General features: G+C 67.4%; 26 protein-coding genes. 11 read left to right on the forward strand and 15 right to left on the reverse strand.

Annotated elements, in window-relative coordinates; translation table 11 throughout:
• Positions 1-14 precede the first annotated feature (14 nt).
• Genes P5F91_RS10430 through cysT form a run of 4 tightly spaced genes read right to left on the reverse strand, consistent with a single transcriptional unit; the run spans position 15 to position 4,171 of the window.
• A complete protein-coding gene (locus tag P5F91_RS10430; protein WP_145613306.1) occupies positions 15-1,286 on the reverse strand; it encodes a glutamate-5-semialdehyde dehydrogenase in 1,272 nt (423 codons plus the stop codon).
• Positions 1,287-1,327: 41 nt separating this feature from the next.
• Positions 1,328-2,392: a sulfate/molybdate ABC transporter ATP-binding protein gene (locus P5F91_RS10435; RefSeq protein WP_088870871.1), complete on the reverse strand. Its 1,065-nt coding sequence runs from the start codon at positions 2,390-2,392 to the stop codon at positions 1,328-1,330.
• A 56-nt stretch (positions 2,393-2,448) separates the two neighbouring features.
• The gene (gene cysW / locus P5F91_RS10440; RefSeq protein ID WP_145613305.1) at positions 2,449-3,306 is read right to left on the reverse strand and encodes a sulfate ABC transporter permease subunit CysW; all 858 of its coding nucleotides are present in this window, start codon (positions 3,304-3,306) and stop codon (positions 2,449-2,451) included.
• Positions 3,296-4,171: a sulfate ABC transporter permease subunit CysT gene (gene cysT, locus P5F91_RS10445; protein WP_145613304.1), complete on the reverse strand. Its 876-nt coding sequence runs from the start codon at positions 4,169-4,171 to the stop codon at positions 3,296-3,298. Before cysT ends, cysW begins: the two co-directional genes overlap by 11 nt.
• 484 nt (positions 4,172-4,655) lie before the next feature.
• On the opposite strand from cysT, the gene P5F91_RS10450 reads away from it, so the two are divergent.
• Both P5F91_RS10450 and P5F91_RS10455 read left to right on the forward strand, forming a co-directional pair.
• Positions 4,656-6,116 (forward strand): GH1 family beta-glucosidase, encoded by a 1,461-nt coding sequence (locus P5F91_RS10450; protein ID WP_246134587.1) that lies wholly within the window; start codon positions 4,656-4,658, stop codon positions 6,114-6,116.
• A gap of 244 nt (positions 6,117-6,360) precedes the next feature.
• Positions 6,361-8,064 carry a methyl-accepting chemotaxis protein gene (locus tag P5F91_RS10455; protein WP_277907158.1) on the forward strand — a complete coding sequence of 568 codons (1,704 nt, stop codon included), beginning with the start codon at positions 6,361-6,363 and terminating at the stop codon, positions 8,062-8,064.
• Positions 8,065-8,155: 91 nt separating this feature from the next.
• Here P5F91_RS10455 and P5F91_RS10460 read toward each other — a convergent pair whose 3' ends face one another.
• Positions 8,156-8,953, reverse strand: coding sequence for a DUF2987 domain-containing protein (locus tag P5F91_RS10460; RefSeq protein WP_277907159.1), 798 nt, complete (start codon positions 8,951-8,953; stop codon positions 8,156-8,158).
• A gap of 210 nt (positions 8,954-9,163) precedes the next feature.
• On the opposite strand from P5F91_RS10460, the gene P5F91_RS10465 reads away from it, so the two are divergent.
• Entirely contained in the window at positions 9,164-9,697 is a 534-nt protein-coding gene (locus tag P5F91_RS10465) for a hypothetical protein (protein ID WP_277907160.1), read from the forward strand.
• 62 nt (positions 9,698-9,759) lie between these two features.
• Complete coding sequence (locus P5F91_RS10470; RefSeq protein WP_145613300.1) at positions 9,760-9,990, forward strand: hypothetical protein; 231 nt, start codon at positions 9,760-9,762, stop codon at positions 9,988-9,990.
• A gap of 218 nt (positions 9,991-10,208) precedes the next feature.
• On the opposite strand, the gene pth is transcribed toward P5F91_RS10470, so the two are convergent.
• The 6 genes from pth to lgt form a co-directional block, all read right to left on the reverse strand.
• Entirely contained in the window at positions 10,209-10,823 is a 615-nt protein-coding gene (pth, locus tag P5F91_RS10475) for an aminoacyl-tRNA hydrolase (RefSeq protein WP_145613299.1), read from the reverse strand.
• 6 nt (positions 10,824-10,829) lie between these two features.
• Entirely contained in the window at positions 10,830-11,438 is a 609-nt protein-coding gene (locus P5F91_RS10480; protein ID WP_145613298.1) for a 50S ribosomal protein L25/general stress protein Ctc, read from the reverse strand.
• A gap of 190 nt (positions 11,439-11,628) precedes the next feature.
• Positions 11,629-12,561, reverse strand: coding sequence for a ribose-phosphate pyrophosphokinase (locus P5F91_RS10485; protein WP_145613297.1), 933 nt, complete (start codon positions 12,559-12,561; stop codon positions 11,629-11,631).
• A gap of 171 nt (positions 12,562-12,732) precedes the next feature.
• On the reverse strand, positions 12,733-13,548 hold the full coding sequence (gene pgeF, locus P5F91_RS10490; RefSeq protein ID WP_145613296.1) for a peptidoglycan editing factor PgeF: 816 nt from the start codon (positions 13,546-13,548) through the stop codon (positions 12,733-12,735).
• 3 nt (positions 13,549-13,551) lie between these two features.
• A complete protein-coding gene (locus P5F91_RS10495; RefSeq protein WP_145613295.1) occupies positions 13,552-14,697 on the reverse strand; it encodes a class I SAM-dependent methyltransferase in 1,146 nt (381 codons plus the stop codon).
• The gene (gene lgt, locus P5F91_RS10500; protein ID WP_145613294.1) at positions 14,697-15,500 is read right to left on the reverse strand and encodes a prolipoprotein diacylglyceryl transferase; all 804 of its coding nucleotides are present in this window, start codon (positions 15,498-15,500) and stop codon (positions 14,697-14,699) included. The genes P5F91_RS10495 and lgt overlap by 1 nt, the downstream gene beginning before the upstream one ends.
• 360 nt (positions 15,501-15,860) lie before the next feature.
• On the opposite strand from lgt, the gene P5F91_RS10505 reads away from it, so the two are divergent.
• The 5 genes from P5F91_RS10505 (at position 15,861) to P5F91_RS10525 (ending at position 18,975) form a co-directional block, all read left to right on the forward strand.
• Positions 15,861-16,166, forward strand: a complete 306-nt coding sequence (locus tag P5F91_RS10505) for an accessory factor UbiK family protein (RefSeq protein WP_145613293.1) — start codon at positions 15,861-15,863, stop codon at positions 16,164-16,166.
• 270 nt (positions 16,167-16,436) lie between these two features.
• Positions 16,437-16,940: a type III secretion system chaperone family protein gene (locus P5F91_RS10510; protein ID WP_088870881.1), complete on the forward strand. Its 504-nt coding sequence runs from the start codon at positions 16,437-16,439 to the stop codon at positions 16,938-16,940.
• Positions 16,941-16,992: 52 nt separating this feature from the next.
• Positions 16,993-17,802: a pyrroline-5-carboxylate reductase gene (gene proC, locus P5F91_RS10515; protein WP_145613292.1), complete on the forward strand. Its 810-nt coding sequence runs from the start codon at positions 16,993-16,995 to the stop codon at positions 17,800-17,802.
• A gap of 6 nt (positions 17,803-17,808) precedes the next feature.
• Positions 17,809-18,303, forward strand: coding sequence for a YbaK/EbsC family protein (locus P5F91_RS10520; RefSeq protein WP_145613291.1), 495 nt, complete (start codon positions 17,809-17,811; stop codon positions 18,301-18,303).
• Positions 18,304-18,492: 189 nt separating this feature from the next.
• Positions 18,493-18,975, forward strand: coding sequence for a phasin family protein (locus tag P5F91_RS10525; RefSeq protein ID WP_004272223.1), 483 nt, complete (start codon positions 18,493-18,495; stop codon positions 18,973-18,975).
• Positions 18,976-19,056: 81 nt separating this feature from the next.
• Here P5F91_RS10525 and P5F91_RS10530 read toward each other — a convergent pair whose 3' ends face one another.
• The 3 genes from P5F91_RS10530 to P5F91_RS10540 are packed head-to-tail and all read right to left on the reverse strand — an operon-like array spanning position 19,057 to position 21,738.
• Positions 19,057-20,439: an ATP-binding protein gene (locus P5F91_RS10530; protein WP_145613290.1), complete on the reverse strand. Its 1,383-nt coding sequence runs from the start codon at positions 20,437-20,439 to the stop codon at positions 19,057-19,059.
• Between the two features lie 31 nt (positions 20,440-20,470).
• Positions 20,471-21,172: a response regulator gene (locus tag P5F91_RS10535; RefSeq protein WP_145613289.1), complete on the reverse strand. Its 702-nt coding sequence runs from the start codon at positions 21,170-21,172 to the stop codon at positions 20,471-20,473.
• A gap of 53 nt (positions 21,173-21,225) precedes the next feature.
• Positions 21,226-21,738: a MarR family winged helix-turn-helix transcriptional regulator gene (locus tag P5F91_RS10540; protein WP_145613288.1), complete on the reverse strand. Its 513-nt coding sequence runs from the start codon at positions 21,736-21,738 to the stop codon at positions 21,226-21,228.
• Between the two features lie 263 nt (positions 21,739-22,001).
• Between P5F91_RS10540 and P5F91_RS10545 the strand changes: the two genes are divergently transcribed.
• Both P5F91_RS10545 and P5F91_RS10550 read left to right on the forward strand, forming a co-directional pair.
• Positions 22,002-22,424, forward strand: a complete 423-nt coding sequence (locus tag P5F91_RS10545; RefSeq protein ID WP_145613287.1) for an RT0821/Lpp0805 family surface protein — start codon at positions 22,002-22,004, stop codon at positions 22,422-22,424.
• A 123-nt stretch (positions 22,425-22,547) separates the two neighbouring features.
• Positions 22,548-24,014: a serine hydrolase domain-containing protein gene (locus P5F91_RS10550; RefSeq protein ID WP_277907162.1), complete on the forward strand. Its 1,467-nt coding sequence runs from the start codon at positions 22,548-22,550 to the stop codon at positions 24,012-24,014.
• Positions 24,015-24,121: 107 nt separating this feature from the next.
• Here the strand turns inward: P5F91_RS10550 and P5F91_RS10555 are convergent, their stop codons facing one another.
• Positions 24,122-24,433: a hypothetical protein gene (locus tag P5F91_RS10555; protein WP_145613285.1), complete on the reverse strand. Its 312-nt coding sequence runs from the start codon at positions 24,431-24,433 to the stop codon at positions 24,122-24,124.
• Between the last annotated feature and the right edge of the window lie 472 nt (positions 24,434-24,905).

Raw genomic sequence — 24,905 nt, forward strand, 5'->3', positions numbered from 1 at the left:
CGCCGGCCGGTCGCTTACGGGCGCGTCTGGCCGTCGCCGCGCACGACGTATTTGTAGCTGGTCAGCTGTTCGGCACCCACCGGGCCGCGGGCGTGCAGCTTGCCGGTGGAAATGCCGATCTCGGCGCCGAAGCCGAACTCCCCGCCATCGGCGAACTGGGTGGAGGCGTTCCACAGCACGATGCCGCTGTCGACACGGGCCAGGAAATACTCTGCCGTGGCGGCATCCTCGGTCACGATACTGTCGGTATGGTGGCTGCCGTGGCGCTCGACGTGGGCGATGGCCTCATCCACGCCGTCCACCACCTTCACCGACAGGATCGCGTCCAGATATTCCGTATCCCAGTCGGCGTCGTCGGCCGGCAGCACGCGGGCGTCCAGCGCCTGCACGGTGGCGTCGCCCCGCACCTCGCAGCCGGCACCGACCAGATCCTCGATCAGGGCGGGCAGCTGGGTGGCCGCCACGTCGCGGTGAACCAGCAGCGTCTCCATGGCGCCGCAAATGCCGGTGCGGCGCATCTTGGCGTTGAGGGCGATGGCGCGGCCCTTGGCCGGATCGGCCGCCCGGTCCAGGTAGACGTGGCAGATGCCGTCCAGGTGCTTGATGACCGGCACGCGCGATTCCGCCGCCACCCGCGCCGTCAGGGACTTGCCGCCACGGGGGATGATGACATCGACGAAATCGGTCATGGTCAGCAGGATGCCCACGGCGGCGCGGTCGGTGGTGGGCACCAGCTGCACGGCGTCGGCGGGCAGGCCGCCTTCCACCAGGCCCCGGCGCATGGCCGCGACGATGGTGGATGATGAGTGCAGGCTTTCCGAGCCGCCGCGCAGGATGGCGGCGTTGCCGGACTTCACGCACAGGCCGCCGGCATCGGCGGTCACGTTGGGCCGGCTTTCATAGATGATGCCGATGACGCCCAGCGGCACCCGCACCCGCTGGATGCGCAGGCCGTTGGGCCGGGTCCAGTCGGCCATGACGGCGCCCAGGGGGTCGGGCAGGTCGGCCACCTCCTCCAAGCCCCTGGCCATAGCCTCCAGCCGGCCCTCGTCCAGGCGCAGGCGGTCCAGCAGGGCGGGGGTCAGCCCCTTGGCCTGGCCGGCCGCCATGTCGCGGGCGTTGGCGTCCAGGATGGTGGCGGCGTCGGCGCGCAGGGCGGCCGCGGCGGCGCGCAGGCCCGCGACGCGCTGCTCCGGTGTGGTCACGGCAAGGTCGGCGCTGGCGGCGCGCGCCCGCTGTCCGATATCCTGCATCAATGCCGTGAGGTCGACCGTCTGCCCGTCCATGATTCGCACGCCCTGATCCGTTACGCCGTCACGCCCCAGCCCTAGCTTTTAGCGGGGAACACCCGGGCGTGACGGAAGTCCACAGTACACCAGCTGCCCACCTCCAGCGCCAGATCGCTCAGCCGGTCGCGGGACAGCTGTGCTTCCAGCGCGCGGCCGGCCAGGTCCAGCTCCAGCCGGGCCACGGGGCCGGCGGCGTGCAGGCTGCTGACCCGGGCACTCCATTTGCCCTCCGGCACGCCCTCGGCCGGGGCCACGCCCAGCTCCACCTGGTGGGGGCGTACATAGATGACGGCCGGGCCGTCCGCGCCGACGGCGCCATCCACCCGCACAGCCTTGCCGTCCAGGCGCGCCACGCCCGCCTCGATGACGCCGTTCAGGCGATTCACGCCGCCCAGGAAGTCGAAGACGAAGCTGTCGGCGGGGTGGTCGTACACCTCCGCCGGGGTGCCCACCTGGATGATCTGGCCGTGGTTCATGACCACCACGCGGTCCGCCAGTTCCAACGCCTCTTCCTGGTCGTGGGTCACGAAGATGGAGGTGATGTGCATGTCGTCGTGCAGATGGCGCAGCCACTTGCGCAGATCCTTGCGCACCTTGGCGTCCAGGGCGCCAAAGGGCTCGTCCAACAGCAGCACCTTGGGCTCGATGGCCAGCGCCCGGGCCAGGGCCACGCGCTGGCGCTGGCCGCCGGACAGCTGGCTGGGGTAGCGGGTGGCCAGGTGCGACAGCTGCACCATGGTCAGCAGCTGGTCCACGCGGCGGCGGATGTCCATCTCCGCCGGCCGCTCCGCCTTCTTCTTGACGCGCAGGCCGAAGGCCACGTTGTCGAAGACGGTCATGTGCCGGAACAGGGCGTAGTGCTGGAAGACGAAGCCCACCTTGCGGTCCCGCGCCGCGCGGTCGCGGGTGTCCTGCCCGTCGAAGCTGACCTCGCCGGCGTCGGCATGGTCCAGGCCGGCGATGATGCGCAGCAGGGTGGTCTTGCCGGAACCGCTGGGCCCCAGCAGGGCCAAGAGCTCGCCCGAGCGCACGTCCAGGCTGACGCCGCCCAAGGCGGTGAAGGCGCCGAAGGTCTTTTCCACGTTGCGGATTTCAATGGCCATGCGCGCCGCCCGTTTGCTTGATCGTCATCGTCGCTGCTACTCTCACCGGTCTGGTCTCACCGTTTGGCGGCGGCGATCTGGTCGGCGAAGCGCCATTCCAGGGCCGCCTTGGCCGCCAGGGTCACCAGCGCCAGCAGCGCCAGCAGCGAGGCCACCGCGAAGGCGGCCACGAAGTTGTATTCGTTGTACAGAATCTCGACATGCAAGGGCATGGTGTTGGTCTTGCCCCGGATGTGGCCGGAAACGACGGACACCGCCCCGAATTCGCCCATGGCGCGGGCGTTGCAAAGCAGCACGCCGTACAGCAGACCCCAGCGGATGTTGGGCAGGGTCACCAGGCGGAAGGTCTGCCAGCCGCTGGCGCCCAGCACGATCGCGGCCTCCTCATCCTCCACGCCCTGTTCCTGCATCAGCGGGATCAGCTCGCGCGCCACGAAGGGGAAGGTGACGAAGACGGTGGCCATGACCACGCCCGGCACCGCGAAGATGATCTGCACCCCGTGGTCGCGCAGCCAGGGGCCGAAGCTGCCATGCAGGCCGAACAGCAGCACATAGACCAGGCCGGAAATGACGGGCGAGACGGAGAAGGGGAGGTCGATCAGGGCCAGCAGCAGGCTCTTGCCCCGGAAATTGAATTTGGCGATGGCCCAGCTGGCGGCCACGCCGAACACCAGGTTCAGCGGCACGGCGATGGCGGCCACCGTCAGGGTCAGCCGGATGGCCGACAGGGCGTCGGGATCGGTCAGGCTCTTGAGGAAGGCGCCGACACCCTTGGCCAGGGCCTGGCTGAACACCGCCACCAGCGGCAGGGCCAGGAAGGCCGCCAGGAACAGGATGGCCAGGCCGATAAGCGCCAGGCGCGTGAGCGGGCCCTCGCCCACGGCGGGGCGGCGGGAATGTGGATCAGCGGGCATGACGCGACCGGGTCCAGCGCTGCAGGAAATTGATGCCCAGCAGCATGAGGAAGGAAACCCCCATCATGGCCGTGGCGATGACGGTGGCGCCGGCATAATCGTATTGCTCCAGCCGGGCGACGATCAGCAGGGGCACGATCTCCGACACCGCCGGGATGTTGCCGGCGATGAAGATGACGGAGCCATACTCCCCCACGCCGCGGGCGAAGGCCAGCGCCACGCCGGTGATCAGCGCCGGCAGGATGGCGGGCAACAGCACCTTGGTGAAGGTCTGCCAGCGCGTGGCGCCCAGCGAGGCGGCGGCTTCCTCCACCTCGGCGTCCAGATCCTGCAGCACCGGTTCCACCGTGCGCACGATGAAGGGCATGCCCACGAACACCAGGGCGATGACGATACCCAGCGGGGTGAAGGCGATCTTGAACCCGGCCGCCTTGGCCAGGGCCCCGATCCAGCCGTTCGGGGCATAGATGGCCGTCAGCGCGATGCCGGCGACGGAGGTGGGCAGGGCGAAGGGCAGGTCGACCATGGCGTCGATGAGGCGTCGGCCGGGAAAGCGGTACCGCACCAGCACCCACGCCACCACCAGGCCGAACACGGCGTTGATCAGGGCGGCCGCCAGCGCGCAGCCGAAGCTGATATAGAAGGCGTGCAGCACCCGGGGGGCCAGGGTAATGGCCCAGAACCGGTCCCAACCCACGTCCGCCGCCCGCAGGGCCATGTGGCCCAGGGGGATCAGGACGATCAGGCAGAGATAGGCCAGGGTGAAGCCGAAGGCGGTGCCAAAGCCGGGCAGGATGGTCGGGGCCAGGAAGGCCCACCCCCGCCTGGCAGGCTTGGTCGCCGTGGTCGACGCGGCGGCCGTCACGAGGCTACCCCGCCCGAAAGGGATAAGTCGACGTGAGACGAACCCGGTCGGGTCATGAGCGGCCTTTCCCCAAATTCGAGACGCGAGATTAATGCATAAGCCCCGGAGCGTGTACAACCTTCACGCCGTGCGGGGCAGGCACGTCTTTCACAACGGTGCCATGCATCTCCCAATAAATCACCATCACAAAAGTGTGAAATTTGACCCTATCGGGTAAGCCGAGGGTGGCGATGAGAATCCGGCGCGGTAGCGGTCACATGACGTGTGACAGCGTTGTCCGGGATGGGGTAAAAGTCGTCCTGGGAGGAAGGGCATGACAAAAACCAAGGCTGGCACCGTTTCCAGGCCGTTTTATCGGCCGGATCGATCACGCCGGCGCGCCCTGGCCTTGCCGTACAGCCGATACCGGATCTTGCCGTGGGATGAGCGTTCGCGGCGGGCTCCGTGGGGATGAGGCGCTACCAAGGAACGGAGTGTTGAAAGCATGATGAATCGTCGCACCCTTTTGCAGGGCGCCGCCGCCCTGGCCGGTGTGGGCGCCCTGGGGGGGACGGCCGCGACCTGGCGGTCCGCGCTGGCCGCCACGAAGGCGGGCCAAGTCGTGTTCCCGAAGGACTTCCTGTGGGGCGCGGCTACCGCCGCCTATCAGGTCGAGGGCGGCTGGAACGCCGACGGCAAGGGGCCGTCCATCTGGGACACGTTTACCCACCAGAAGGGCCTGGGCCGCATCAAGAACGACGACACCGGCGACGTGGCCTGCGACAGCTATCACAAGTACAAGGAAGACGCGGCCCTCATCCGGCAGATGAACCTGAAGAGCTATCGCTATTCCATCGCCTGGTCGCGGGTGCAGCCGCTGGGCAAGGGGGCGGTCAACCAGGCCGGCCTGGACTATTACAAGCGCCTGACCGACGCCGTGCTGGAGGCGGGGGCCCGCCCCCTGGTCACGCTGTACCACTGGGACCTGCCGCAAGCCCTGGACGATGAAGGCGGTTGGACCAACCGCGACACGTCAGACCGTCTGGCGGAATACGCCGACATCGTCGGCCGCGCCTTGGGCGACCGCATCAACCATTGGGCCATCCTGAACGAGCCCAAAACCTTTACCCACCTCGGCTATTGGGAGGGCATGTTCGCCCCGGGCCACAAGGACCCGCTGCAGATGCTGAAGGCCACCCACGTGGTGAACCTCAGCCAGGGCAAGGCCTTCCGCGCCATGAAGGCCATCAATCCCAAGTTCCAGGTGGGCAGCGTCTGCGACGTGGCCAACATGGTGCCGCGCACCGACAGCGAGGCCGACAAGGCCGCGGCCGAACGCTACCACCGCTTCCTGAATCTGTGGTTCCTGCAGCCGGTGCTGGAGGGCACCTACCCCGACGTGCTGCCGGCCGACCAGCGCGATGCCTTGCTGGGCTTCCAGCCGGGCGATGAGAAGATCATGCGCGCCGACTACGACATGGTGGGCTTGAATTACTACACCCGCTGGGTGGTGGCGGATAAACCCGAGGGCAACGGCGTCCCCGGCCTGAACACGTCGCACGAATGGGGTGAGGGCCCGCACGCCAAGACCGACATCGGCTGGGACATCGATCCCGATGGCTTCCACGACACGCTGGTGCGCATGGCCAAGGCCATCGGCAACCGCCCCATCGAGATCACGGAAAGTGGGGCCGCCTACAACACGCCGCTGGTCGACGGCCATGTGAAGGATGAAAAGCGCATCGCGTACATGAAGGCTTATTTCGCGGCCCTGTCCCGCGCCATCCAGGACGGTGCGCCGGTGCGCGCCTATCACGCCTGGAGCCTGATGGACAATTTCGAATGGGCCCAGGGCTATACCCAGCGCTTCGGCCTGACCTACGTCGATTACAAGAACGGCCAGAAGCGGACCATCAAGGACAGCGGCCTCTGGTACGCCAAGGTCGCCAAGAACAACGGCTTCTGATTGCCGTGGACGGGGCTCCGCGCCCCGTCCGCCCTTGTGCGCGATTTGGAGATGATTCTAAATAAATGATCCCAGAGTTAATCAATAAAATTGAGTATTAACCGGATGTAAATGCGCCCATTTGACTACAGATGTATTAAATATCGAATTGTTCTCCGGTATTAATCTTATCTTAAGTGAGCAAGGACAGAAAATTCCCCAGCGTTGACATTTCGTGTCGCACTTGTGATCCGAGGGGGATTTCATGTCTTTATCGAACATTCGTATTGTCCATAAGATATTGATAATCGTTGGCTTGTTGTCCGCCATCTTGATTTATGTCGGTTACACCGGGTACCACAGCGCCGTTACCCTGGGCATGGCAGGGCAGGACATCGACGATGCGGATGGCCAGGCCCTGCGGGCCTCTCGCATGAACAATACCCTGTTGGCTCTCAACCGCTCTCAATACCGGATGGGCCTCGACGCGTCGCAGGAATCGATGGCGGTGGTGGAAAAGTCGGTGGCTGAAAGCCGTGCCCTTTTCGAACGCAGCCTGGATGACCTGCGGTCCAGCGCCGATTCCCAGGAACAGGAAATGCTGCGCGGGGTCGCCGACGGTTATGCCGCCTTTATGACCAGCCTGGAAACGACGATGCAGAAGGCGCGCGCCCTGGGCGGGGTGGCGCCGACGGCGGACCAGATGGCCCTCATCACCTCGGTCAAGGAAGGCCGGACCCTGGTCGATCAGCTGCAGCAGCGGATCCGGGCGCTGGCGGAACATTATGACAAGACGGGTACGGACATGGCGCACCGGGGCCAGGTCATGGCGGACGGCGCCAAGCGCACCATGCTGATCGGCACGGCCGCCGGCACCCTTTTGGGCATCGCCCTGGGCCTGTTCATTGGTCATGTCGGCGTGGCCCGCCCTATCGCCGCCACCGTGGAGTGCCTGCAGCGCCTGGCGGCCGGTGATGTTGGCTTCACCGTCTTCGGCATCGGCCGCAAGGATGAACTGGGGGCGGTTGCGGAGACCATGCAGGTCTTCAGGACCAACATCTTGCGCACGCGGGAAATGGAGGCCGCGGCCAAGGAACAGGAGCAGCGCGTCGCCGCGGAAAAGAAGAAGGCCATGGACGAGTTGGCCGACCTGTTCGATGCCAAGGTGGCCGGGGTGGTCCAGGCGGTTTCTTCCGCTGCCGAGCAGCTGTCGTCCACCGCCAGCGCCATGTCGTCCATCGCCGAGGAGACCAACCGCCAGGCCACCACCGTGGCGGCGGCGGCGGACCAGACCACAGCCAATGTCCAGACGGTGTCAGCGGCCGCCGACCAGCTTTCCTCCTCCATCGGCGAGATCAGCCAGCGGGTGGGGCTCTCCAGCGAGGTATCCAGCAGCGCCGTGGAGCGGGCGCGGCTGGCCAACGACATGGTGCGCGGCCTGGCCTCCAACGCCGAACGCATCGGCCGGGTCATCGAACTGATCAGCAATATCGCCAGCCAGACCAACCTGCTGGCCCTCAACGCCACCATCGAGGCGGCGCGGGCGGGTGACGCCGGCCGGGGCTTCGCGGTCGTGGCGGGCGAGGTCAAGACCTTGGCGACCCAGACCGCCAAGGCCACTGACGAAATCGTCGCCCAAATCGCGGAGGTCCAGGCCTCCACCCGGCAGGCGGTGGGCGCGATCGAGGGCATCGGCGCGGTGATCGACGAGTTGAGCCAGATCTCCAGCGCCATCGCCTCGGCGGTGGAGGAGCAGAGCGCCGCGACGCAAGAGATCGCCCGCAACGTCGACCAGGCGGCCCACGGCACCCAGGACGTGTCGCGCAGCATCGCCGGTGTCACCGTGGCGTCCGCCGAGGCGGGACAGGCCGCGTCCCTGGTGTTGGCGGCGGCCAGCGGCCTGGGCCGCAGCTCCGACATCCTGCGCACGGAGGTGGGCAGCTTCATCAGCCGCGTGCGCGCCGCCTAAAGGGCATGCCCCAGGGACGTGATCTTGAGGGCGTAACGACGCCGAAAGGGGCGGGGCCGGCGGTGATGCCGCTGGCCCCGCCCTTTTGCCGTCAGAACACATGCAGCTGGGGCAGGGCGTAGAGACGGGTGGGCGTGCCATCCTCCGCCGTGGCGCTGAGCTGCAGGGTCGGATTGCGCCGGTCCAGCTTGCGGCCGAATTCCAGAATGGGCCGTCCCTTGTCGTCGGCTTCCAGCGCTTCCCCTGCATCGAGGGCGGCATGGACGTGGCAGTGGGCGTCCGGTTCGCAGCTGAAATCCAGTTCGTCGATGCTGGGGACGAAGAAGCCCATGACCGGCCCCACGAATTCCTCGATCGCCTGATCCAGCACCTTGGCGCCTTGGCGCAATTCGCTGTAGGCGATGGGCTGCTTCCCGTCGGACAGCACCTCCAGCATCACCGTGGCGCGCAGCGACCCCTTGGCCTGATTGCTGACCAGCTTGGCGTCGGCGGCTTCCCAGTCGGCGCGGTAGGGAATGTAGAAATAGCCGTCGGGCGTGGATTCGATGGCCTCCTCCTTGCCGTTGTAGACGGCCCATAGCTGGATAGGCAGCGGGCCGGACTTGTCCTTGTCCAGTTGCACCTTGAAGATCATGCGCAGGTGCCGGCCGCTGGCGCCCTCCATGCGGTCCAGCACCTTCAGGGCCTCCGCCAGCTTGGTGTAAGAGGTCTTGCCGAACTGCTCCCGCGAGGTCACTACCATTTCCGGCACCGCTTCCGCCGGGGGTTCGGTATGTGCCGTCGCTGCTTGATCCACCGCTGGCTGCCCCGTCGTTTGGGCACCGGCTGCGCCGGCGCACCCCAAGGCCAGGGCGATCAGCACCGCCCGCCCATAAAGTATGGCTTTCAAGGATATCCCCGTCCTGTCCATCACCGGCCCCCATCGGCCGCCCTCTTACTAAGGGTTGTGATTGGGGCGAGTATAGGGCCGGTTGGCGGTCAATTTTAGTGGTCGCGCCGACTTGCCGCTGCGGGCCGCCGCGCGATTTCCTTGTCAGGCGGGGACACACGGGCGCTATATCAGATTGAATATAGCGGCGTGTCAGGGAAGGGATCGGTCATGCTGTGGAGAACTGCGATCGGGGTGGTAGCGGTGATGATGGCGCTGGCGGCGCCGGCCTGGGCCCAGATGGGTGGCCCGGCCGACCCCTCCTGCAAGGGTGTCGCCGTGGAATGGCCGGCCGACCTCAAGGCTTGGGGACTGGCGGCGGTGCCGGTGACGGCCGCGACCGCCCCGGGCGTCGCCCCCGCCCTGACCCCCGGAACGCCGGCGCGAGTGACTCTGGTGGCCAAGGAAGGCGTGACCCTGGCCGTCACCCCACCCAAGCCGGCGGGGGAGAAGACCTACGCCGGCACCGTGGCCTTCACCGTGCCCGCCGCAGGTCCCTACCGCATCGCCATCGATGGGGCAGCTTGGATCGACGTGGTGGCGGACGGCAAGTCGCTGGACAGCACCAGCCACAAGCACGGCCCCAACTGCTCCGGCATTCACAAGGTGGTGGATTTTGGTCTGGCCGCCGGCACCTATCGGTTGCAACTGTCCAACAGCCCGGCGGCCACCGTCACCGTGCTGGTGGTGCCGCCACAAAGCTGAGCTCCGCGCCTTTCCGACGCGGCCCCTGTGCCAGGGCCGGTGGCGATGCTATATTCGGGGACATGACCAGCATCTCCGCCCCCAACCCCTACGCCACCGTGGCCGCCGGCCTGCAGTCCAGCAGCGCGCGCGTGGACCGGGACGCCACGGCCATCACGGCGTCCAAGGGCGGGGACATCAATCCCACCGACGTGGTCAGCCTCAGCAGCGACGCCCTGACCTTCAAGGCCCTGACCAAGGTCGCCCAGACGGTGGACGACAACAGCAAGCGCCTGCTGGACATTTTCGCCTGAGGCGGCTTATACGCGTGGCATTTGATCGTGACCGCTCAAATGCCCCTCAAACGCCGGCTGGGCATCCGCCCCTTGGCTTCCTCGCTGCGCCCTACGGTGCTCGCTCCGGCGCCCGCAGTCGCGGGCTACACCGGTACGAGTCAACATCTCGTGCCGCTATAGTATTATTCGGAAATCAGGGGTGACGTCGGCGCTTCGTGCGGCCAGGGTGCCTTTGCTCAGGCCTTGGGCGCCTTGTCGGCGGCAGGGGGCTTGGCCGGCTTGGGCGGTTGCGTGACCAGGGCGACGCGGCTCTGGAACTTCTCAGGCTCACCCTCGGTCATCAGGCTGAAATCGCCCACGACCGCGTCCAGGAAGGGGACCAGCCAGGTCTGCTCGGCCTTGGCGAAGTTGGACAGCACCCAGCCGTGCACCAGGTTCTTGTCCCCCGGATGGCCGATGCCCAGGCGCACGCGCCAGTAATCCTTGCCGATATGGTCGTCGATGGAGCGCAGGCCGTTGTGCCCGCCGTGGCCGCCGCCCTTCTTGGCGCGCAGCTTGCCCGGGGGCAGGTCCAGTTCGTCATGCAGGACGATGACTTGGTCCGGCGTCATCTTGTAGAACCGCATCGCCTCCCCGACCGATTGGCCGGACAGGTTCATGAAAGTCTGCGGTTTCAGAAGGTAGATCTTTTCGGGGCCGATCTGCCCCTCGGTGATCAGCCCCTGGAAGCGCTTCTTCCAGGGGCCGAACCGATGGCGTTGGGCAATCTCGTCCACCGCCATGAAGCCGACGTTGTGCCGGTGGTGCGCATATTCCGGGCCAGGGTTGCCCAGACCGACCACCAGCCGCATCGTCTATCAGGCCTCGGCAGCCGCCGCCGCGTTCTCTTCGGACTTCAGGCCCGAGGGAGCGGCGATGGTGGCGACGGTGAAGTCGCGGTCGGTGACGACCAGGCGGGCGCCTTCCGGCAGCTTCACGGCGCTGATGTGGATCGAGGCACCCACGTCGAAGCCTTCCAGGGACACGGTCAGGTGTTCCGGAATGTCGTTGGCGCGGACGTGCATCTCCACCTCGTGGCGGACGATGTTCAGCACGCCGCCACGCTTCAGGCCGGGGCTGGCGTCATGGCCGGTGAACTCCACCGGAACCTTCACCACGATTTCGGTGGTGTCGCTGACGCGCAGGAAGTCGACGTGCAGGGGACGGTCGGTCACCGGGTCGAACTGGACGTCGCGCGGCAGGGTGCGGGTGGTCACGCCGTCGACGGTCACGTCGTACAGGTGCGTGAAGAAGCCCGGCTTGTGCAGCACGCGGGTGAAGGTGACCGCCTCCAGGGAGATCGTCACCGGCTTTTCCTTGTTGCCGTAAATCACGGCAGGGATGCGGCCATCGCGGCGGGTCTGACGGGCGGTCCCCTTGCCTGCCCCGTTCCGCGCCTCGGCGGCGAGCGCGATAATCTGGGTCATTGGTACTCTCCTTAAGAAAATGCGCCAGCCTCCAGGGGTGCTGACGCGGTCGGAATGCGCGGGTGTATGCGCGCGACGGCCCGGAGTCAAGCCATAGAGTCACGAAGGCGGCCATGAGGCCGCCTTCGAGGCACTTGGCATTGGTCGAGGGAAGGTTCAGTCGAACAGGCCGGCGCGGCTGACCGTAGGTTCAGTCGAACAGGGAAGACACCGACTTCTCGTTGCTGATGCGCTCGATGGCCTCGGCGATCAGGGGGGCGACGGTCAGGTGGCGCACGTTGCGCGAGACGCGGACGGCCTCGGTCGCCTGGATGCTGTCGGTGGTGATCAGTGCCTCCAGCGGGGACTGGGCCACGCGGGCGACGGCGCCGCCCGACAGCACGCCATGGGTGACGTAGGCGCGCACCGACTTGGCGCCCCGCTCCTTCAGGGCAACCGCGGCGTTGCACAGGGTGCCGGCGCTGTCCACGATGTCGTCGACCAGGATGCAGTCGCGGCCGCTGACGTCACCGATGACGTTCATCACCTCCGACACGCCGGCGCGCTCACGCCGCTTGTCGATGATGGCCAGGTCGGCGTCCAGCCGCTTGGCGATGGCGCGGGCGCGCACCACGCCGCCCACGTCCGGCGACACGATCATCAGGTTGTCACGGCCCATGGTGGCCTCGATGTCCTGCACGAACACCGGGGCGGCCACCAGGTTGTCGGTGGGGATATCGAAGAAGCCCTGAATCTGGCCGGCGTGCAAATCCATGGTCAGCACGCGGTTGGCACCGGCGGTGGTGATTAGGTTGGCGACCAGCTTGGCCGAGATGGGGGTGCGGGGACCCGTCTTGCGGTCCTGGCGGGCATAGCCGTAATAGGGCAGCACAGCCGTGATGCGCCGGGCCGAGCCGCGACGCAGGGCGTCGATGGTGACCAGCAATTCCATCAGGTTGTCGTTGGCGGGATAAGAGGTGGACTGGATGACGAACACGTCCTCGCCGCGGACGTTCTCCAGAATTTCCACGAAGACTTCCATGTCGCTGAAGCGCCGGATGCTGGCCTTCGTCAGCGGAACCTTCAGGCAGACCGAAATGGCCTCGGCAAGCGGGCGATTGCTGTTGCCGGCGATGAGCTTCATGGGGTCGCTCTTAATAATAGGAAGTGGGCGACGCCGGGGCGTCTTCATACCTTCATAAAGGCGCGCGGACCATATCAAGCAAGGCCTAGGCTGTAAACCGCCGCCCCCCGCTGTCTGGGCACGGGGGGCATGCGCTGATAATAGGTGGCCGGACCCCCGCCGGGGACGGTCTCAAGGGAAAGATTCCAGGGCTATGACGCTGATATGGCGGCCATAATCAACCTCGCACCGCAGGGTGGACCGCCGGTAGCTGAAGAACAGATCCTCCCGCTCAACCGTATCATGACCAGTATGCGCCACGCTGGCCAAGCCGCATCCGGACAGCCGGTGCCCGACGTAGGCCCCGATGTCGAACAGGGGGTGGTCCGCCCGCTGGCCGGCATGGAAGAAGCGGGCGTTGCCGGCGTCGTCCTCCAGGAAACGGGCCTCGAACTCAGGCCCCACTTCATAAGAGGCGGCGCCGATATGCGGGCCGACGCCGGCGACGATGCGGGCGGGATCGGCGCCCAGATCCGCCATGGCCCGCACCGTGGCCTCCAGCACGCCGGTGAAGGCGCCCTTCCAGCCGGCATGGGCGGCGCCGATCACCCCGGCGGTCGAATCGGCAAACAGAACGGGCACGCAATCCGCCGTCAGGATGCCCAGGGCGATGCCCCGCCGGCGGGTGACCATGGCATCGGCCTGGGGCGCGTCATCCCGTGCCCAGGGGTGCTCTACCGTCACCACCGTGGGGCTGTGCATCTGGTAGACGGTGACCAGGCTGTCCGCCGGCAGGCCCAGGTCGGCGGCGCACCGCGCCCGATTTTCCGCCACCGCGGCCGCTGCGTCGTTGGAGCCGAAGCCAACATTGCGCCCGGCATAGAGCCCAGTGGAGACACCGCCACGCCGGGTGAAATAGCCATGGCGCACGCCGGGCAGGTCCAGGGCGTCCAAGGTCAGGTAGGGGCGGTCTTCAGGGATCGGGGCGGCGGGGGGTGACGGTGTCATGGATCAGCCTTCGCTGGGTTCGAAGCCGGCGGGCGGCGGCGCGCCCGGGCTGGTCAGGGCCAGGGCCTTGAACAGGCGGCCCATCTGGTCGGGGGCGGTCAGGCGGTCCAGCGCCAGGTCGATGACACGGGCCTGCGGGGGCATGGCGCCCCGTTTCAAGGTGGCGGCGCGCTGCTGGATGCCCAGACGGTGCAGCAAGACTCCCTGTCCGACGATGCCATGGGACTGGGCGCCGACCGCCACCGCCGTTGCGGCCAGGGTGCGGAAATCCACATGGGCGGTCAGATCGGCTTGGCCAGGGGCGTCCAGCACGGGGGCGTAGGCGTGGCTGCGCACCGCCTGCAGCGTGTCGCCCAGGGGCGGCGCGTCATAGCCATAGTCCACCACCAGCGCGGCGCCCGGGTAGGTGGCCAGGCGGCGCCCGATCTCCCCCGCCACGGTCAGCGCGGCGGGGCACAGCTCCACCACCGCGCCCAGGGGCGCGTCCCGAAGCTCAGGCGGCACCAGCAGTTCGGCGCCGCCGCTGGCGTCCAGCGTCCAGGCGAAACGGCTTTCCGGTTCAAGCCAGGTGACGCAGCGCTCGGCCCAGCCGCGCGCCGTCCTCTGCATCTGGCGGATGGGCAGGGCGTCGAAGAATTCGTTGGCCAGCAGCAGCATCGGCCCGTCGGGCACCGCCTCCAGGCTGTCGGCCCAGGCGATGGGTTGGGGCGGCTGTGCGGCGGTGGGCAGGGCTGCCAGCGTCGCACGCTGCCGTGCGCGCAAGGACGGGCTGGTCTCCACCATGTGGACGCGCAGGGCCTGGGTCAGGCCGGGAACCCGGGCCATGGCGCGCAGCGCGTCGGCCATCAGCGTGCCGCGCCCGGGGCCCAGCTCCACCAGATGCAGAGGCGTGGGGGAGCCCAGGGTCAGCCACGCTTGCGCGCACCACAGGCCCAGCAGTTCCCCGAACATCTGGCTGATCTCAGGCGCGGTGGTGAAGTCGCCAGCGGCGCCCAGCGGGTCGCGGGTGGTGTAATAGCCCAGCGTGGGATGGCCCAGCGCCTCGGCCATGAAGGTGGACAGGCGTAGGGGGCCTTCGCCGCCGATGCGGCGAATCAGGTGTTCAGCCAGGGTCGCCGGCGCCGCGGTGGCCGGGGTCGCGCCGGACATCAGGCCGCTGCCGGCACGCGCCGGCGGGCCAGGGCGACCAGGATCACGCCGATCAGCAGCATGGGCACCGACAGGATCTGGCCCATGGTGACGCCGCCGCCCAGCAGGAAGCCGACCTGCACGTCGGGCTCGCGGAAGAATTCGGCGGTGATGCGGCACAGGGCGTAGCCGATGAGGAACGCGCCGGTCAGCGTGCCGGTGCGGTCCCGGACCGACGGGATGCGTGACAGCAGGAACAGCGCGGTGAACAGCACGATGCCCTCCAGCCCCGCCTCATACAGCTGGCTGGGGTGGCGGGGCAGGTCGTCGGCATGGGGGAAGATCATGCCCCAGGGCACGTCGGTGGGACGGCCCCACAGTTCCCCGTTCACGAAATTGGCCAGGCGACCCAGGAATAGGCCGATGGGGGCGGCCACGGCGGCCAGGTCCCCCAGGAACAGCGGGTTGAAGCCGCGCCGCCGTGCAAACAGCAGCACGGCCAGGGCCACGCCCGTCATGCCACCGTGGAAGGACATGCCGCCGTTCCAGACCTTCAGCATGTCCAGCGGATGTTGCAGGTAGAAATCCAGATTATAGAACAGGATGAAGCCGAGGCGCCCGCCGGCCAGCACGCCGACCACGGCCCAGACCAGGAAGTCATCCAGCTCCGCCGGGGTGGGGCGGCCGTTCACGCGCCGGGCCATGCCCAGCGCCAGGCGGTAGCCCAGCGTCACCCCCACGATGTAGGCCAGCGCGTACCAGCGCAGGGCGAAGGGGCCGATCTCGACGATCGTCGGGCTGATGTTGGGAAAGGCGAGGGCCATGATGCTGCGGATATCCCCGTGGACGTCTTCTTCCGGCCTGTCATGCGGTGGGTGCCGGGCACATCGGCGCGCCCTTGTCCCGGCGGGCGTCCGCCCCCACATGGCCGACCGTATGAAAGAAATGGACTCGGCTGTCCGGCTTTATAGGGGCCCCAGGCCCCGGTCGCAACCAGCGGCCGGAATCCGGGCCCTGCGGCATGCCCCGTAACGCTCCCCCGGGGCGCTCCCGAGGGCGCTTCGAAGGTGCTGTTGCACGTGCGAACGTGGGGCGCGATAATGGCGGCTTGATGGCCGTTCGCTTTCCGGGTCCCGCCGCAACGGTACCGGGGCGTCGGCGGTACTGCTTTGAGGATCGAGGCGATGCAGGTGGACAACAAGGTGCTGGACGATTTGGCCCGTGTGGCCGGGGGCGCCGTCGGCGCCGTGGCCGGGCTGAAGAACGAGGTCGAGGGCCATGTGCGCCAGCGTTTGGAACGCGTTCTCAGCGGCCTGGACATGGTCCGCCGGGACGAGTTCGAGGCCGTGAAGGAAATGGCGGCCCGCGCCCGCGCGCAGGAGGATGAGATCAACCGGCTGATGGTCCTGCAGCAGGCGCTGCTGGATCGCGTCGCCCATCTTGAGTCGGTTGTGGCCAAGGCCGCGGCCGAGGCGGATAAGCCGGCCTGAGCGTGCACCTCCCTGGCCGAAAGGGGTGCCTTGGGCCGAAACCCAAGGGATCCCGGGCTTCCGGCCCTGCTCACAAGGGGTGGGCACCGAACGGGCCCGGCGGCCGGGTAGAAGACGGTTGCGAGGGCGGTTGTCCTCTGGCACCGTACCCCTGGTAGCTCCCACGCCCGGCAGCACCAGATTTTGTTTTTGAGCGGATCGGACGTTTTCGGTCCGGCGCCGGGTGGGATGGGTCGTCCCTTGCCATCGCGCGCGACAGGAGGGCGTATCATGTCGGCACTTGCCGTCGAGACTAGCAGCACCACACACAATCCCCTTGATATCGTCGAGGAGATCGTCTCGGCCAACGAATGGCCGTTCGAGCGCGCCAGCGAAGACGAGATGATCGTCGAGATCAACGGCCGGTGGTGCGACTACCGGCTGTTTTTCGTGTGGCAGAACGAAGTCAGCGCCATGCAGTTCTCATGTCAGTTCGACATGAAGGTGCCGCCGGCGCGCAAGCTCGCCGTCACCGAACTGCTGGCCGAAGTGAACGGCAAGATGTGGCTGGGCCACTTCGACGTGTGCAGTGAAGAGCACACGCCCATGTTCCGCCAGACGCTGCTGCTGCGGGGCACGCGGGCCGCCAGCGTGGAACAGATCGAGGATCTGGTCGAAATCGCGGTGGCGGAGTGCGAGCGCTACTACCCCGCGTTCCAGTTCGTCATCTGGGGCGGCAAAAGTGCCGCGGACGCCGTTTCCGCCGCCATTCTGGACACGCTTGGCGAAGCTTGATACAGCCCACACCCCGGGACCTCCGTTGGAATGTCATAAATTGGGTGCGGGGATGACGGCTGTGAATTTGTTGTTGGTGGGCTTCGGCAAGATGGGCGGCGCCATGCTTGCCGGCTGGCAGGCGGCGGGCACCGTCCGCCGCGTGGTCATCGTCGACCCCGTGGCCCCTGCCGCTTCCGCGCCGGAGGGGACGGTCCTGGTGTCCGATCCCGCCGCCATCCCGGCGGATTTCAGTCCCACCGCCGTCGTGCTGGCCGTGAAGCCCCAGATGATGGATCAGGCGCTGCCGGCCTACGCCGCGTATGGCGGCAGCGCTGTCTTCCTGTCCATTGCCGCCGGCAAGACCATCGCCTATTTCCAGAAGGTACTAGGCGCTGGCGCCGCCCTAGTACGGGCCATGCCCAACACGCCGGCCGCCGTGGGCCGGGGCATCTCCGGCGCCTATGCCACGCCGGCCGTCTCGGCCAGCCAGCGCGACCTGTGCCAGGGGCTGCTGAGCGCCGTGGGCGAGGTGGTCTGGGTGGAGAATGAGGGGCTGATCGACGCGGTCACCGCCGTGTCGGGCAGCGGCCCCGCCTATGTCTTCCACCTGGTGGAGGCCATGGCCGCCGCCGGCGCCGCCGTGGGCCTGCCGCCGGACCTGGCGCTGCGCCTGGCGCGGGCCACGGTGACGGGGGCGGGCGAGCTGCTGTACCGCAATCCGGATACCACGGCCACCCAGCTGCGCATCAACGTCACCAGCCCCAAGGGCACCACCCAGGCGGCGCTGGACGTGTTGATGGACGAGGGGCAAGGCCTGGCGCCGCTGATGACCCGCGCGGTCGCCGCCGCCAACCGGCGGTCGCGGGAACTGGCGGGCTGACGCGTCATGGCCGGACCCCTCAGCCCCAGCGCGCAGAAGATCCAGAACCTGCTGAACGATCTGGGCCAGCCCATCCACGTCGTGGAATTCGCGGCCACCACCCGCACGGCGGCGGAGGCCGCGGCGGTGATTGGTTGCGATGCGGCACAAATCGCCAAGTCAATCGTTTTTCGCACACGCGAAAAAAACGCCTCCGTCCTGGTGGTGGCGTCGGGCGCCACCCGCATCAACGAGGCCCTGGTGGCCAAGGCCCTGGCCGACACGCTGAATGGCGACCGGCTGCTGCGCGCTGATCCAGAGTATGTGCGGTTGACCACGGGTTTTCCCATAGGCGGCGTTCCGCCGCTGGGCCACGCGGTGACGCCTGTCACATTATTCGACCGCCGTTTGCTGTCATTTCCCACGGTCTGGGCGGCGGCCGGCACCCCCAATGCCGTATTCGCCATCGCCCCCGATGTGCTGGCCCGGCTGAGCGGCGCCCGGGTGGTGGACGTCGCCTAGGCGGAAGGACCGGGTGCCACCGGTGTCTTAGCCGGTTCGACCTATGGCGGTGCTTGGCCGGCCTGTACTAGCCAAAAGAGTTTATTGTGCGGTGCACAAAAACGATTGACCGGCTGGCTTACCCCAAGCATTATCCCCCCCGGAATTGCCGCACCGCAGCGGCGCAAGCCGTATAGGGATCTGAACACTATGGCGACCAATCCGTTCCTCGACTTCGACATGACGAAGTTTTTCGACCCGTCCAAGTTCGCGGAGTTCACCAAGGTGGACTTCAGCAAGACGCTGGCTGACTACAAGGTGCCGGGCATCGACGTCGATGCCTTCGTCGCCGCCCAGCGCAAGAACATCGAGGCCGTGACGGCCGCCAACCAGCTGGCCGTGGAAGGCATCCAGGCCGTCCTGCGCCGCCAGGCCGAAATCCTGCGTCAGAGCCTGGAGGAGACCTCCTCCGTGGTTTCCGATTTCCTGTCCACCGGCACTCCGGAAGACAAGGTCGCCAAGCAGGCCGAGCTGGTGAAGACCGCTTTCGAGAAGGCCCTGGCCAACGTCAAGGAACTGGCCGAGCTGATCGCCAAGTCCAACAGCGAAGCCGCCGACGTGCTGTCCAACCGCGTGAAGGAAAGCATCGAGGAAGTGAAGGCCGCCATCGCCAAGGCCCAGACCAAGCACTAAGCCTGGTTCCAGCCTCGCGCTGATAAATGGACGGGCGACACCTTCGGGTGCCGCCCGTTTTCATTTCCGCTGTCCCGCTGCTTACACAGGCAGCCTGATCACCGCTCGCAGGCCGCCCCGGGGGCTGTCTTCCAGCAGGACGTTGCCACCGTGACGGTTGGCGATGTCGCGGGCGATGCCCAGGCCCAGGCCGACACCGCCGGTGGCCTGGTTGCGGGAGCTGTCCAGGCGGTGGAAGGGACGGAAAACCTCCTCCCGCATCTCCGCCGGGATGCCGGGCCCATTATCGTCAACCAGGACATAGAGGTGGCCGCCCTGGCGCTGTAGGGTCACCCAGGCGCGGCCGGCGTAGCGCACAGCGTTGCCCACCAAGTTGGCGACACAGCGGCGGAAGTCGTTGGCGCGCAGCGGCACGATGATGGTGGCGTCCGGCAGGCTCAATTCCACCGACCGGCCCTCGCGCAGGGCGTTGGCCACCACGTCGCTCAGCAAGGCGCCCACATCGGTGGGGGCGGGCGGTTCGGCGCCTTCGCCCCGGGCGAAGGCCAGGTAGGCCTCGATCATCCCCTCCATCTCGGCCACGTCGGCCTTCAGCTCCTCCACCTCCTGGGCCTCGGGTAGCATGGCAAGCTGCAGACGCATGCGGGTCAGGGGGGTACGCAGATCGTGGCTGACCCCGGCCAGCATCTCCGTGCGCTGGCTGATCTGGCGCTGGATACGTTCCCGCATCTGCAGGAAGGCAGTGGCGGCCTGCCGCACTTCCGATGCGCCCTCCGGCTTGAACAAGGGGGTGTCGCGACCCTTGCCGAAGGCCTCCGCCGCGATGGCCAGGCGGCGGATGGGCCGGATCTGGTTGCGCATGAACATGATGGCGATGGTGAACAGCAGCAGCGAGCTACCCGCCATCCACAGGATGAACACCCAGCTGGTGAAGCTGAACAGCCGCCGCTCCGGCGACAGGACGTGCAGCACGCCGTCGGGCAGCTGCACGTTGATGCCGTACCATTCGTGGGCCACGTGGGTGTCTATGGTCCAGGGGCGGCCAACCTTCTCATCCAGGGCCCGGCCCAGCGTGTGCTCCAGGATGCCGAACAGGTGCTGGCGGTGCCAGTTGGGCAGCCGTTCGCCCGGGCGGAAGGTTACCATCAGGTCGGTGGTGCGGGTCACCATGTCCAGGGTCGCGCTCTGGTCCTCCTCCGTCTGGTCGCGGCCCAGCTGCTCAATGACCATGGCAATCTCGCCCGCCACGCCGAAGGCCTGGTTGTTGGTCACCCGTTCCCAGTGCTGGTCATAGAAGTAGAAGGTCGCGATGGCCTGAGCCAGGATCACCGGCGTGGTGATGATCAATAGCGACCGGCCGAACAGCGTGCGCGGCAGCAGCCGCTTCACGACGCCGGACGGGTTGATCACCGGGGGCGCCCCCAAACCCTGGCGCCGAGGCGCCTGTTCACGCGTCATGCTCATGGGGCGTCCTTCAGCGACTAAAAAGGGGGCCTCAGTCGGGCCGCAGCACATAACCTTCGCCACGCACCGTCTGCAGATAGCGCGGCTGGCGCGGGTCGGTCTCGATCTTGCGGCGCAGGCGGGTGACCTGCACGTCGATGGCGCGGGCGTTGCTGTCGATGCCGGCGCGCCCCAGATCCTCCCGCGTGAACACCACTCCCGGCTGGGCGGCCAGGGTGCGCAGCAGGCTGGCCTCGCCGCTGGTCAGGCGCACGGTCTCCTCGCCCGACCGCAGTTCTTCCCGTTCGGCGTCGAACACCCAACGGCCCAGGCGCACCTCCGCCGCGACCGACGCCGGCTTGGGCAGGCGGCGCAGGATGGAGGTGATGCGCAGCACCAGCTCGCGCGGCTCGAAGGGCTTGGGCAGGTAGTCGTCGGCCCCGGCCTCCAGCCCGGCGATGCGGTCGTCCGGTTGGCCGTTGGCCGTCAGCAGCAGGATGGGCAGGCCGCCATCGGCGCGCAAGCTGCGGGTCAGCTGCAGCCCCGACTCGCCGGGCATGCGCACATCCAGCACCATGAGGTCGAAGTGCAGGGAGGCCAGCATGCGCCGGGCCGCCGCCGCGTCCGCCGCGGCCGACACGATAAAGCCGTTCTGCGACAAATAGCGCCGCAGCGCCTCGCGCAGGCGGTCGTCGTCGTCCACCACCAGGATGTGGGGTTGCTCCTCGGGCAGGGCCTGCTGCGTCATCGTCATGGCCGAATGCTCTCCCTAACGGTCGCGGGGCGGCAGCATAACATAATGCGGGCTCAGCGCTTCGCCAGCGCCGCCACGGCCGGTCGGGCCTGGGCGAACGTGTCCCGGTCGCTGTCGTCCATGATGCCGACCATGACCTTGCGGAAGCCCTCCACCGCTTCCGCCCCTGCCCGGCGGTAGGCCCGGGCAATGAGCTGGCGCTGGGGCTCGGACAGCTGGCGTTCCAGTTCCTGGCCCTTGGGCGTCAGGTCCAGCAGGCGCTGGCGCCGGTCACGGGTGCCCTGGCGCTGCACGATATACTCCTCACGCACCAGATCCTGCAGAACGCGCGACAGGCTCTGCTTGGTGATGCGCAGGATGCCCAGCAGGTCGGTCACCGTGATGTGGGGATGGCGCCCCACGAAGTAGATGACGCGGTGGTGCGCCCGGCCCAGGCCGATCTTCTCCAGCATGGTGTCGGGTTCGGCGGTGAAGTCGCGGTAGGCGTAGAACAGCATCTCCATCGCCTGCCGCAGCTCCTCCTCCCGCAGGAACAGGGGATTTACGCCGGTTTTCATGTCGGTCATACGATGCAGGCTTTCGGTACTGGCACGAATAACGGGCGGCATTATGCCAGTTGCGCCCGTGAAGGGGAGCGGTTTCACGAACGATCCGTCGCATCCCACCGGGCTCGGCCCTTCGGCGGGATACCGCCTTTCGGGCTCTGGCTTTCGGGGGTCGGGCTTCGGCAGGGATTGCGCGGCGGGCGTCACCTTTGGCAAAAGGGGCGCTCAATCGGGGCGCCGTCGATTTTGGGGGGCGTTTACCAGGGGATGCAGGAGCCAAAGGGATGAAGATGAAGCTGTCGGTCGCCGGACTGATGCTGCTGGCGCTGGCGGGTTGTGCCGCCAAGCCCGAGGAGAAGCCCGCGGCGCCGGCCGAGCCGCCGCCGGTGGAGGCGCCCAAGCCGCCACCCACGGACATCACGCTGGACGCCAGCGACCTGACCGCGCTGCAGACGGCGCTGAAGGAAGCCACGGGCAAGCCCATCCAGGAAACCGTGAACTGGACGAACCCGCAGACGGGCCGCCAGGGCACCGTGAAGATGCTGCGTGACGGCTTCGACGCCAAAAACCGCCCGTGCCGCGAATTCCACTCGGTGGTGTTCCAGGGCCAGTTGTTCCGCCACCAGACCGGCTTCATCTGCCGCCAGCCCGACGGCAGCTGGGAAGTGGTTGATGGCGTCGATTACCCGGTCCGCGAACGCAAGTAAGGCGGCCCCCGCCGACTCTCGCTGCCTTGGCCGTGCCACAGTCACGGCCAAGGCTTATGCCGGAGTTCGTGCCGGGCCGGCGCCCGGGCGGACCCGTCCGCCTTCGGGGAGCGTTGCGTACTGATGTCCCAGTCACCGAAATCGGGGGCCACCCCGCCCAAGCCCGGCGCCTCCAGGCCCGGCACCGCCAGGCCCGGTGAGCCCCGGAGCGGCTACCTTCGGGTGGCCCTGCTGCTGGCGCCGGTGGCGGTGGTGGCCATCGGCGGCGGCCTGCTGCTGGCCCATTGGGGCAGGCATGTGGAAACGCCGCCACCCTCACCGCCGGCGGCGGCGGAGCCCCCGAGCCCTCGCGGTCCGGTGACGGTGGAGGTGGCGGGCGGCGACGGTCCGATCCTGACGGTGGCTTCGCCCGATGACCGCCAGATTTCGGATGAGGGCCTGAAGGCCCTGCACACTTTCGAGTCCAACACCGGCACCACGGCCCTGCTGGTCTGGTATCGCGGCGCCCTGCAGGTGGAGGACTACGGTCCCGGCACCCGACCGGCGGACCTGATGGACGGTGCCGGTCTGCAGGCGGGCCTGCTGACCTTCCTGACCGGCAAGGCCATCCAGGATGGTTTCTTCACCTCTGCGGATCAGACGCTGGGCCAGATCTTCCCAGACTGGAAGGACGATCCGCGGGGTCGGATCACCGTGCGCGACCTGCTGGTGGGCAGCAGCGGCCTCGGCTTCCCGCCCGATAACGGCACCCCAGGCGGCGCGGCGGCGGCCGATGCCGGCGTCTGGCTGAAAGGCCTGGCGCTGGAGGCGGAACCCGGCACCCGCTACAAGCCGGCGGAAGGTGAGTTGCAGGTGCTGGCCCTGGTGCTGGAAAAGGCGACCAGGCAGCCGCTGGCGGCCTATTTGTCGCAGGCGCTGTGGGCTCCGATCGGCGCCCGCCCGGCGGAGATGCTGCTGGATGACAGCGGCCGCGCCACCCTGGTGGGCTGCTGCGTCAAGGCAACGGCGCGCGACTGGCTGCGCCTGGGCCTGCTGTTGAAGGATGGCGGCCAGGTGGAAAACCGTCCGGTCCTGCCCATGCCCTGGGTGGAGGAGATGCAGCGGCCTACGCTGTTCGCCCGTAACGAGGGCATGCGGGTGCGCCTCGCCTGGCCGCGGGAAAAAGGCGGCCCCATCAAGGCGGCCGAAGCCTTCGCCGAGCCTGACACCGTCTTCATGGCGGGCGCCGGTGGCCAGCGGCTTTACGTGTCGAAGGCGGCCGACCTGGTGATCCTGCGCCTGGGCCGCGCGGTCGAGCCTTGGGATGATGCTACGCTGGTGAACTTGGTGACGCGCCACCTGGAACGTCCGCCGGAGCCTAAGCGCACGCCGTATTCCTCCATCGCCGTCCAGCCGCGAGGGCTGGCCATGCCGCCCATCGTCACGCCGCGCAAGCCGCCGACGGTGGTGACGGTGCCGCTGGACGCGGTCCCTTCCCGCGGAAAGGATGCCCAGCCGGCCTTGCCGATCGCCCCCGGCTTGCCGGGAGGCGCTCCCGGCAAGCCGGGCATAGGATCGCCGCCGGCGGACAAAACGCCGCACCGGCGGTGAGGCGCCTTAACCATTATCCGCCACTGGAAGTGGTGCTTCGGAGTGGAATCCCTGCCGTCTGTCCGCCGGCCCCGGGAGGGGCGCGGCGGAATGGCGGGCGTTAGGCATTATTTGGACTTGAAGGCTTTCAACTGTTTGTTGAATTCGCTCGCGAGCTTCTGCATCTGGTCGACGGCGTCGTTGTACTTCTTCTGCCAGTTGCCGTTGCCATTTTTGCCTTCGAACTCGACGCAGCTCATGTAGTCCTGGGTCTCTGCCATGAACTTCTTCACGGCTGCGGATGCCGCCTGCATCTCCGCTTCCGCCGCCTTGCTGCCGTCCGGCACGGCGGGGGGCGTGCCCAGCGAGCACTCCGCCCGCGCCACGCCCGCAACCCCCAAACCAGCCATCAGGACGATGGCTGCCACCCGCTTCTTCATCTGCACCAACCTCCCAGAGTCCAGTAAGTACACGGTCTAAAAAAGACTATCCGTCAAGGGTTTACGGATTGTTACCTACGTTTGTCTTCACTTCGGGCCCGTCCGTTGCGGGCCCGAGCCCTGTTCACGATCAGCCACCGTCCCGGTCGCCCAGCCGCTGCCGGGTCGTGATCCGATATGACGGAGTGGTGACGTTTTTTGTCACCTCTGCTGAATTTTTATTACTTAAAATGCTAAGAAGAACTCCGGGGCCCAGCCCCTTTCCCCCCGTTTCGTTTATCTCACCCCGTTAGCGCTTTGGATTCCGGGGTTTTAACCAGAGTCTGACGCTAATGGATCCAGGCTGAAATCCTTTCCGCATTGCGAAAGATAAATTTCAGTCGTCATGGTCCTCGGCGGCGTTAACTGTAGTTGAGGTTATAAGTCAGTTTACAGGTCTGCAAAAGCATGTCTAGGTATTAGCCCAGGGCCT

This window comes from Nitrospirillum amazonense (assembly GCF_029594735.1).
Taxonomy (GTDB): Bacteria; Pseudomonadota; Alphaproteobacteria; order Azospirillales; family Azospirillaceae; genus Nitrospirillum; species Nitrospirillum amazonense.

Bases quoted from the DNA above. Each gene is read 5' to 3' on its own strand.
- P5F91_RS10525 (WP_004272223.1), top strand. From the start codon at position 18,493: ATGGCGACCAATCCGTTCCTCGACTTCGACATGACGAAGTTTTTCGAC.
- P5F91_RS10540 (WP_145613288.1), bottom strand. From the start codon at position 21,738: ATGACCGACATGAAAACCGGCGTAAATCCCCTGTTCCTGCGGGAGGAG.
- lgt (WP_145613294.1), bottom strand. From the start codon at position 15,500: ATGGCCCTCGCCTTTCCCAACATCAGCCCGACGATCGTCGAGATCGGC.
- P5F91_RS10470 (WP_145613300.1), top strand. From the start codon at position 9,760: ATGACCAGCATCTCCGCCCCCAACCCCTACGCCACCGTGGCCGCCGGC.
- pth (WP_145613299.1), bottom strand. From the start codon at position 10,823: ATGCGGCTGGTGGTCGGTCTGGGCAACCCTGGCCCGGAATATGCGCAC.
- proC (WP_145613292.1), top strand. From the start codon at position 16,993: ATGACGGCTGTGAATTTGTTGTTGGTGGGCTTCGGCAAGATGGGCGGC.
- P5F91_RS10450 (WP_246134587.1), top strand. From the start codon at position 4,656: ATGATGAATCGTCGCACCCTTTTGCAGGGCGCCGCCGCCCTGGCCGGT.
- P5F91_RS10530 (WP_145613290.1), bottom strand. From the start codon at position 20,439: ATGAGCATGACGCGTGAACAGGCGCCTCGGCGCCAGGGTTTGGGGGCG.
- P5F91_RS10495 (WP_145613295.1), bottom strand. From the start codon at position 14,697: ATGTCCGGCGCGACCCCGGCCACCGCGGCGCCGGCGACCCTGGCTGAA.
- P5F91_RS10535 (WP_145613289.1), bottom strand. From the start codon at position 21,172: ATGACGATGACGCAGCAGGCCCTGCCCGAGGAGCAACCCCACATCCTG.
- pgeF (WP_145613296.1), bottom strand. From the start codon at position 13,548: ATGACACCGTCACCCCCCGCCGCCCCGATCCCTGAAGACCGCCCCTAC.
- P5F91_RS10520 (WP_145613291.1), top strand. From the start codon at position 17,809: ATGGCCGGACCCCTCAGCCCCAGCGCGCAGAAGATCCAGAACCTGCTG.
- P5F91_RS10480 (WP_145613298.1), bottom strand. From the start codon at position 11,438: ATGACCCAGATTATCGCGCTCGCCGCCGAGGCGCGGAACGGGGCAGGC.
- P5F91_RS10455 (WP_277907158.1), top strand. From the start codon at position 6,361: ATGTCTTTATCGAACATTCGTATTGTCCATAAGATATTGATAATCGTT.
- cysW (WP_145613305.1), bottom strand. From the start codon at position 3,306: ATGCCCGCTGATCCACATTCCCGCCGCCCCGCCGTGGGCGAGGGCCCG.
- P5F91_RS10545 (WP_145613287.1), top strand. From the start codon at position 22,002: ATGAAGATGAAGCTGTCGGTCGCCGGACTGATGCTGCTGGCGCTGGCG.
- P5F91_RS10550 (WP_277907162.1), top strand. From the start codon at position 22,548: ATGTCCCAGTCACCGAAATCGGGGGCCACCCCGCCCAAGCCCGGCGCC.
- P5F91_RS10510 (WP_088870881.1), top strand. From the start codon at position 16,437: ATGTCGGCACTTGCCGTCGAGACTAGCAGCACCACACACAATCCCCTT.
- P5F91_RS10430 (WP_145613306.1), bottom strand. From the start codon at position 1,286: ATGGACGGGCAGACGGTCGACCTCACGGCATTGATGCAGGATATCGGA.
- P5F91_RS10505 (WP_145613293.1), top strand. From the start codon at position 15,861: ATGCAGGTGGACAACAAGGTGCTGGACGATTTGGCCCGTGTGGCCGGG.
- P5F91_RS10485 (WP_145613297.1), bottom strand. From the start codon at position 12,561: ATGAAGCTCATCGCCGGCAACAGCAATCGCCCGCTTGCCGAGGCCATT.
- P5F91_RS10435 (WP_088870871.1), bottom strand. From the start codon at position 2,392: ATGGCCATTGAAATCCGCAACGTGGAAAAGACCTTCGGCGCCTTCACC.
- P5F91_RS10465 (WP_277907160.1), top strand. From the start codon at position 9,164: ATGCTGTGGAGAACTGCGATCGGGGTGGTAGCGGTGATGATGGCGCTG.
- P5F91_RS10555 (WP_145613285.1), bottom strand. From the start codon at position 24,433: ATGAAGAAGCGGGTGGCAGCCATCGTCCTGATGGCTGGTTTGGGGGTT.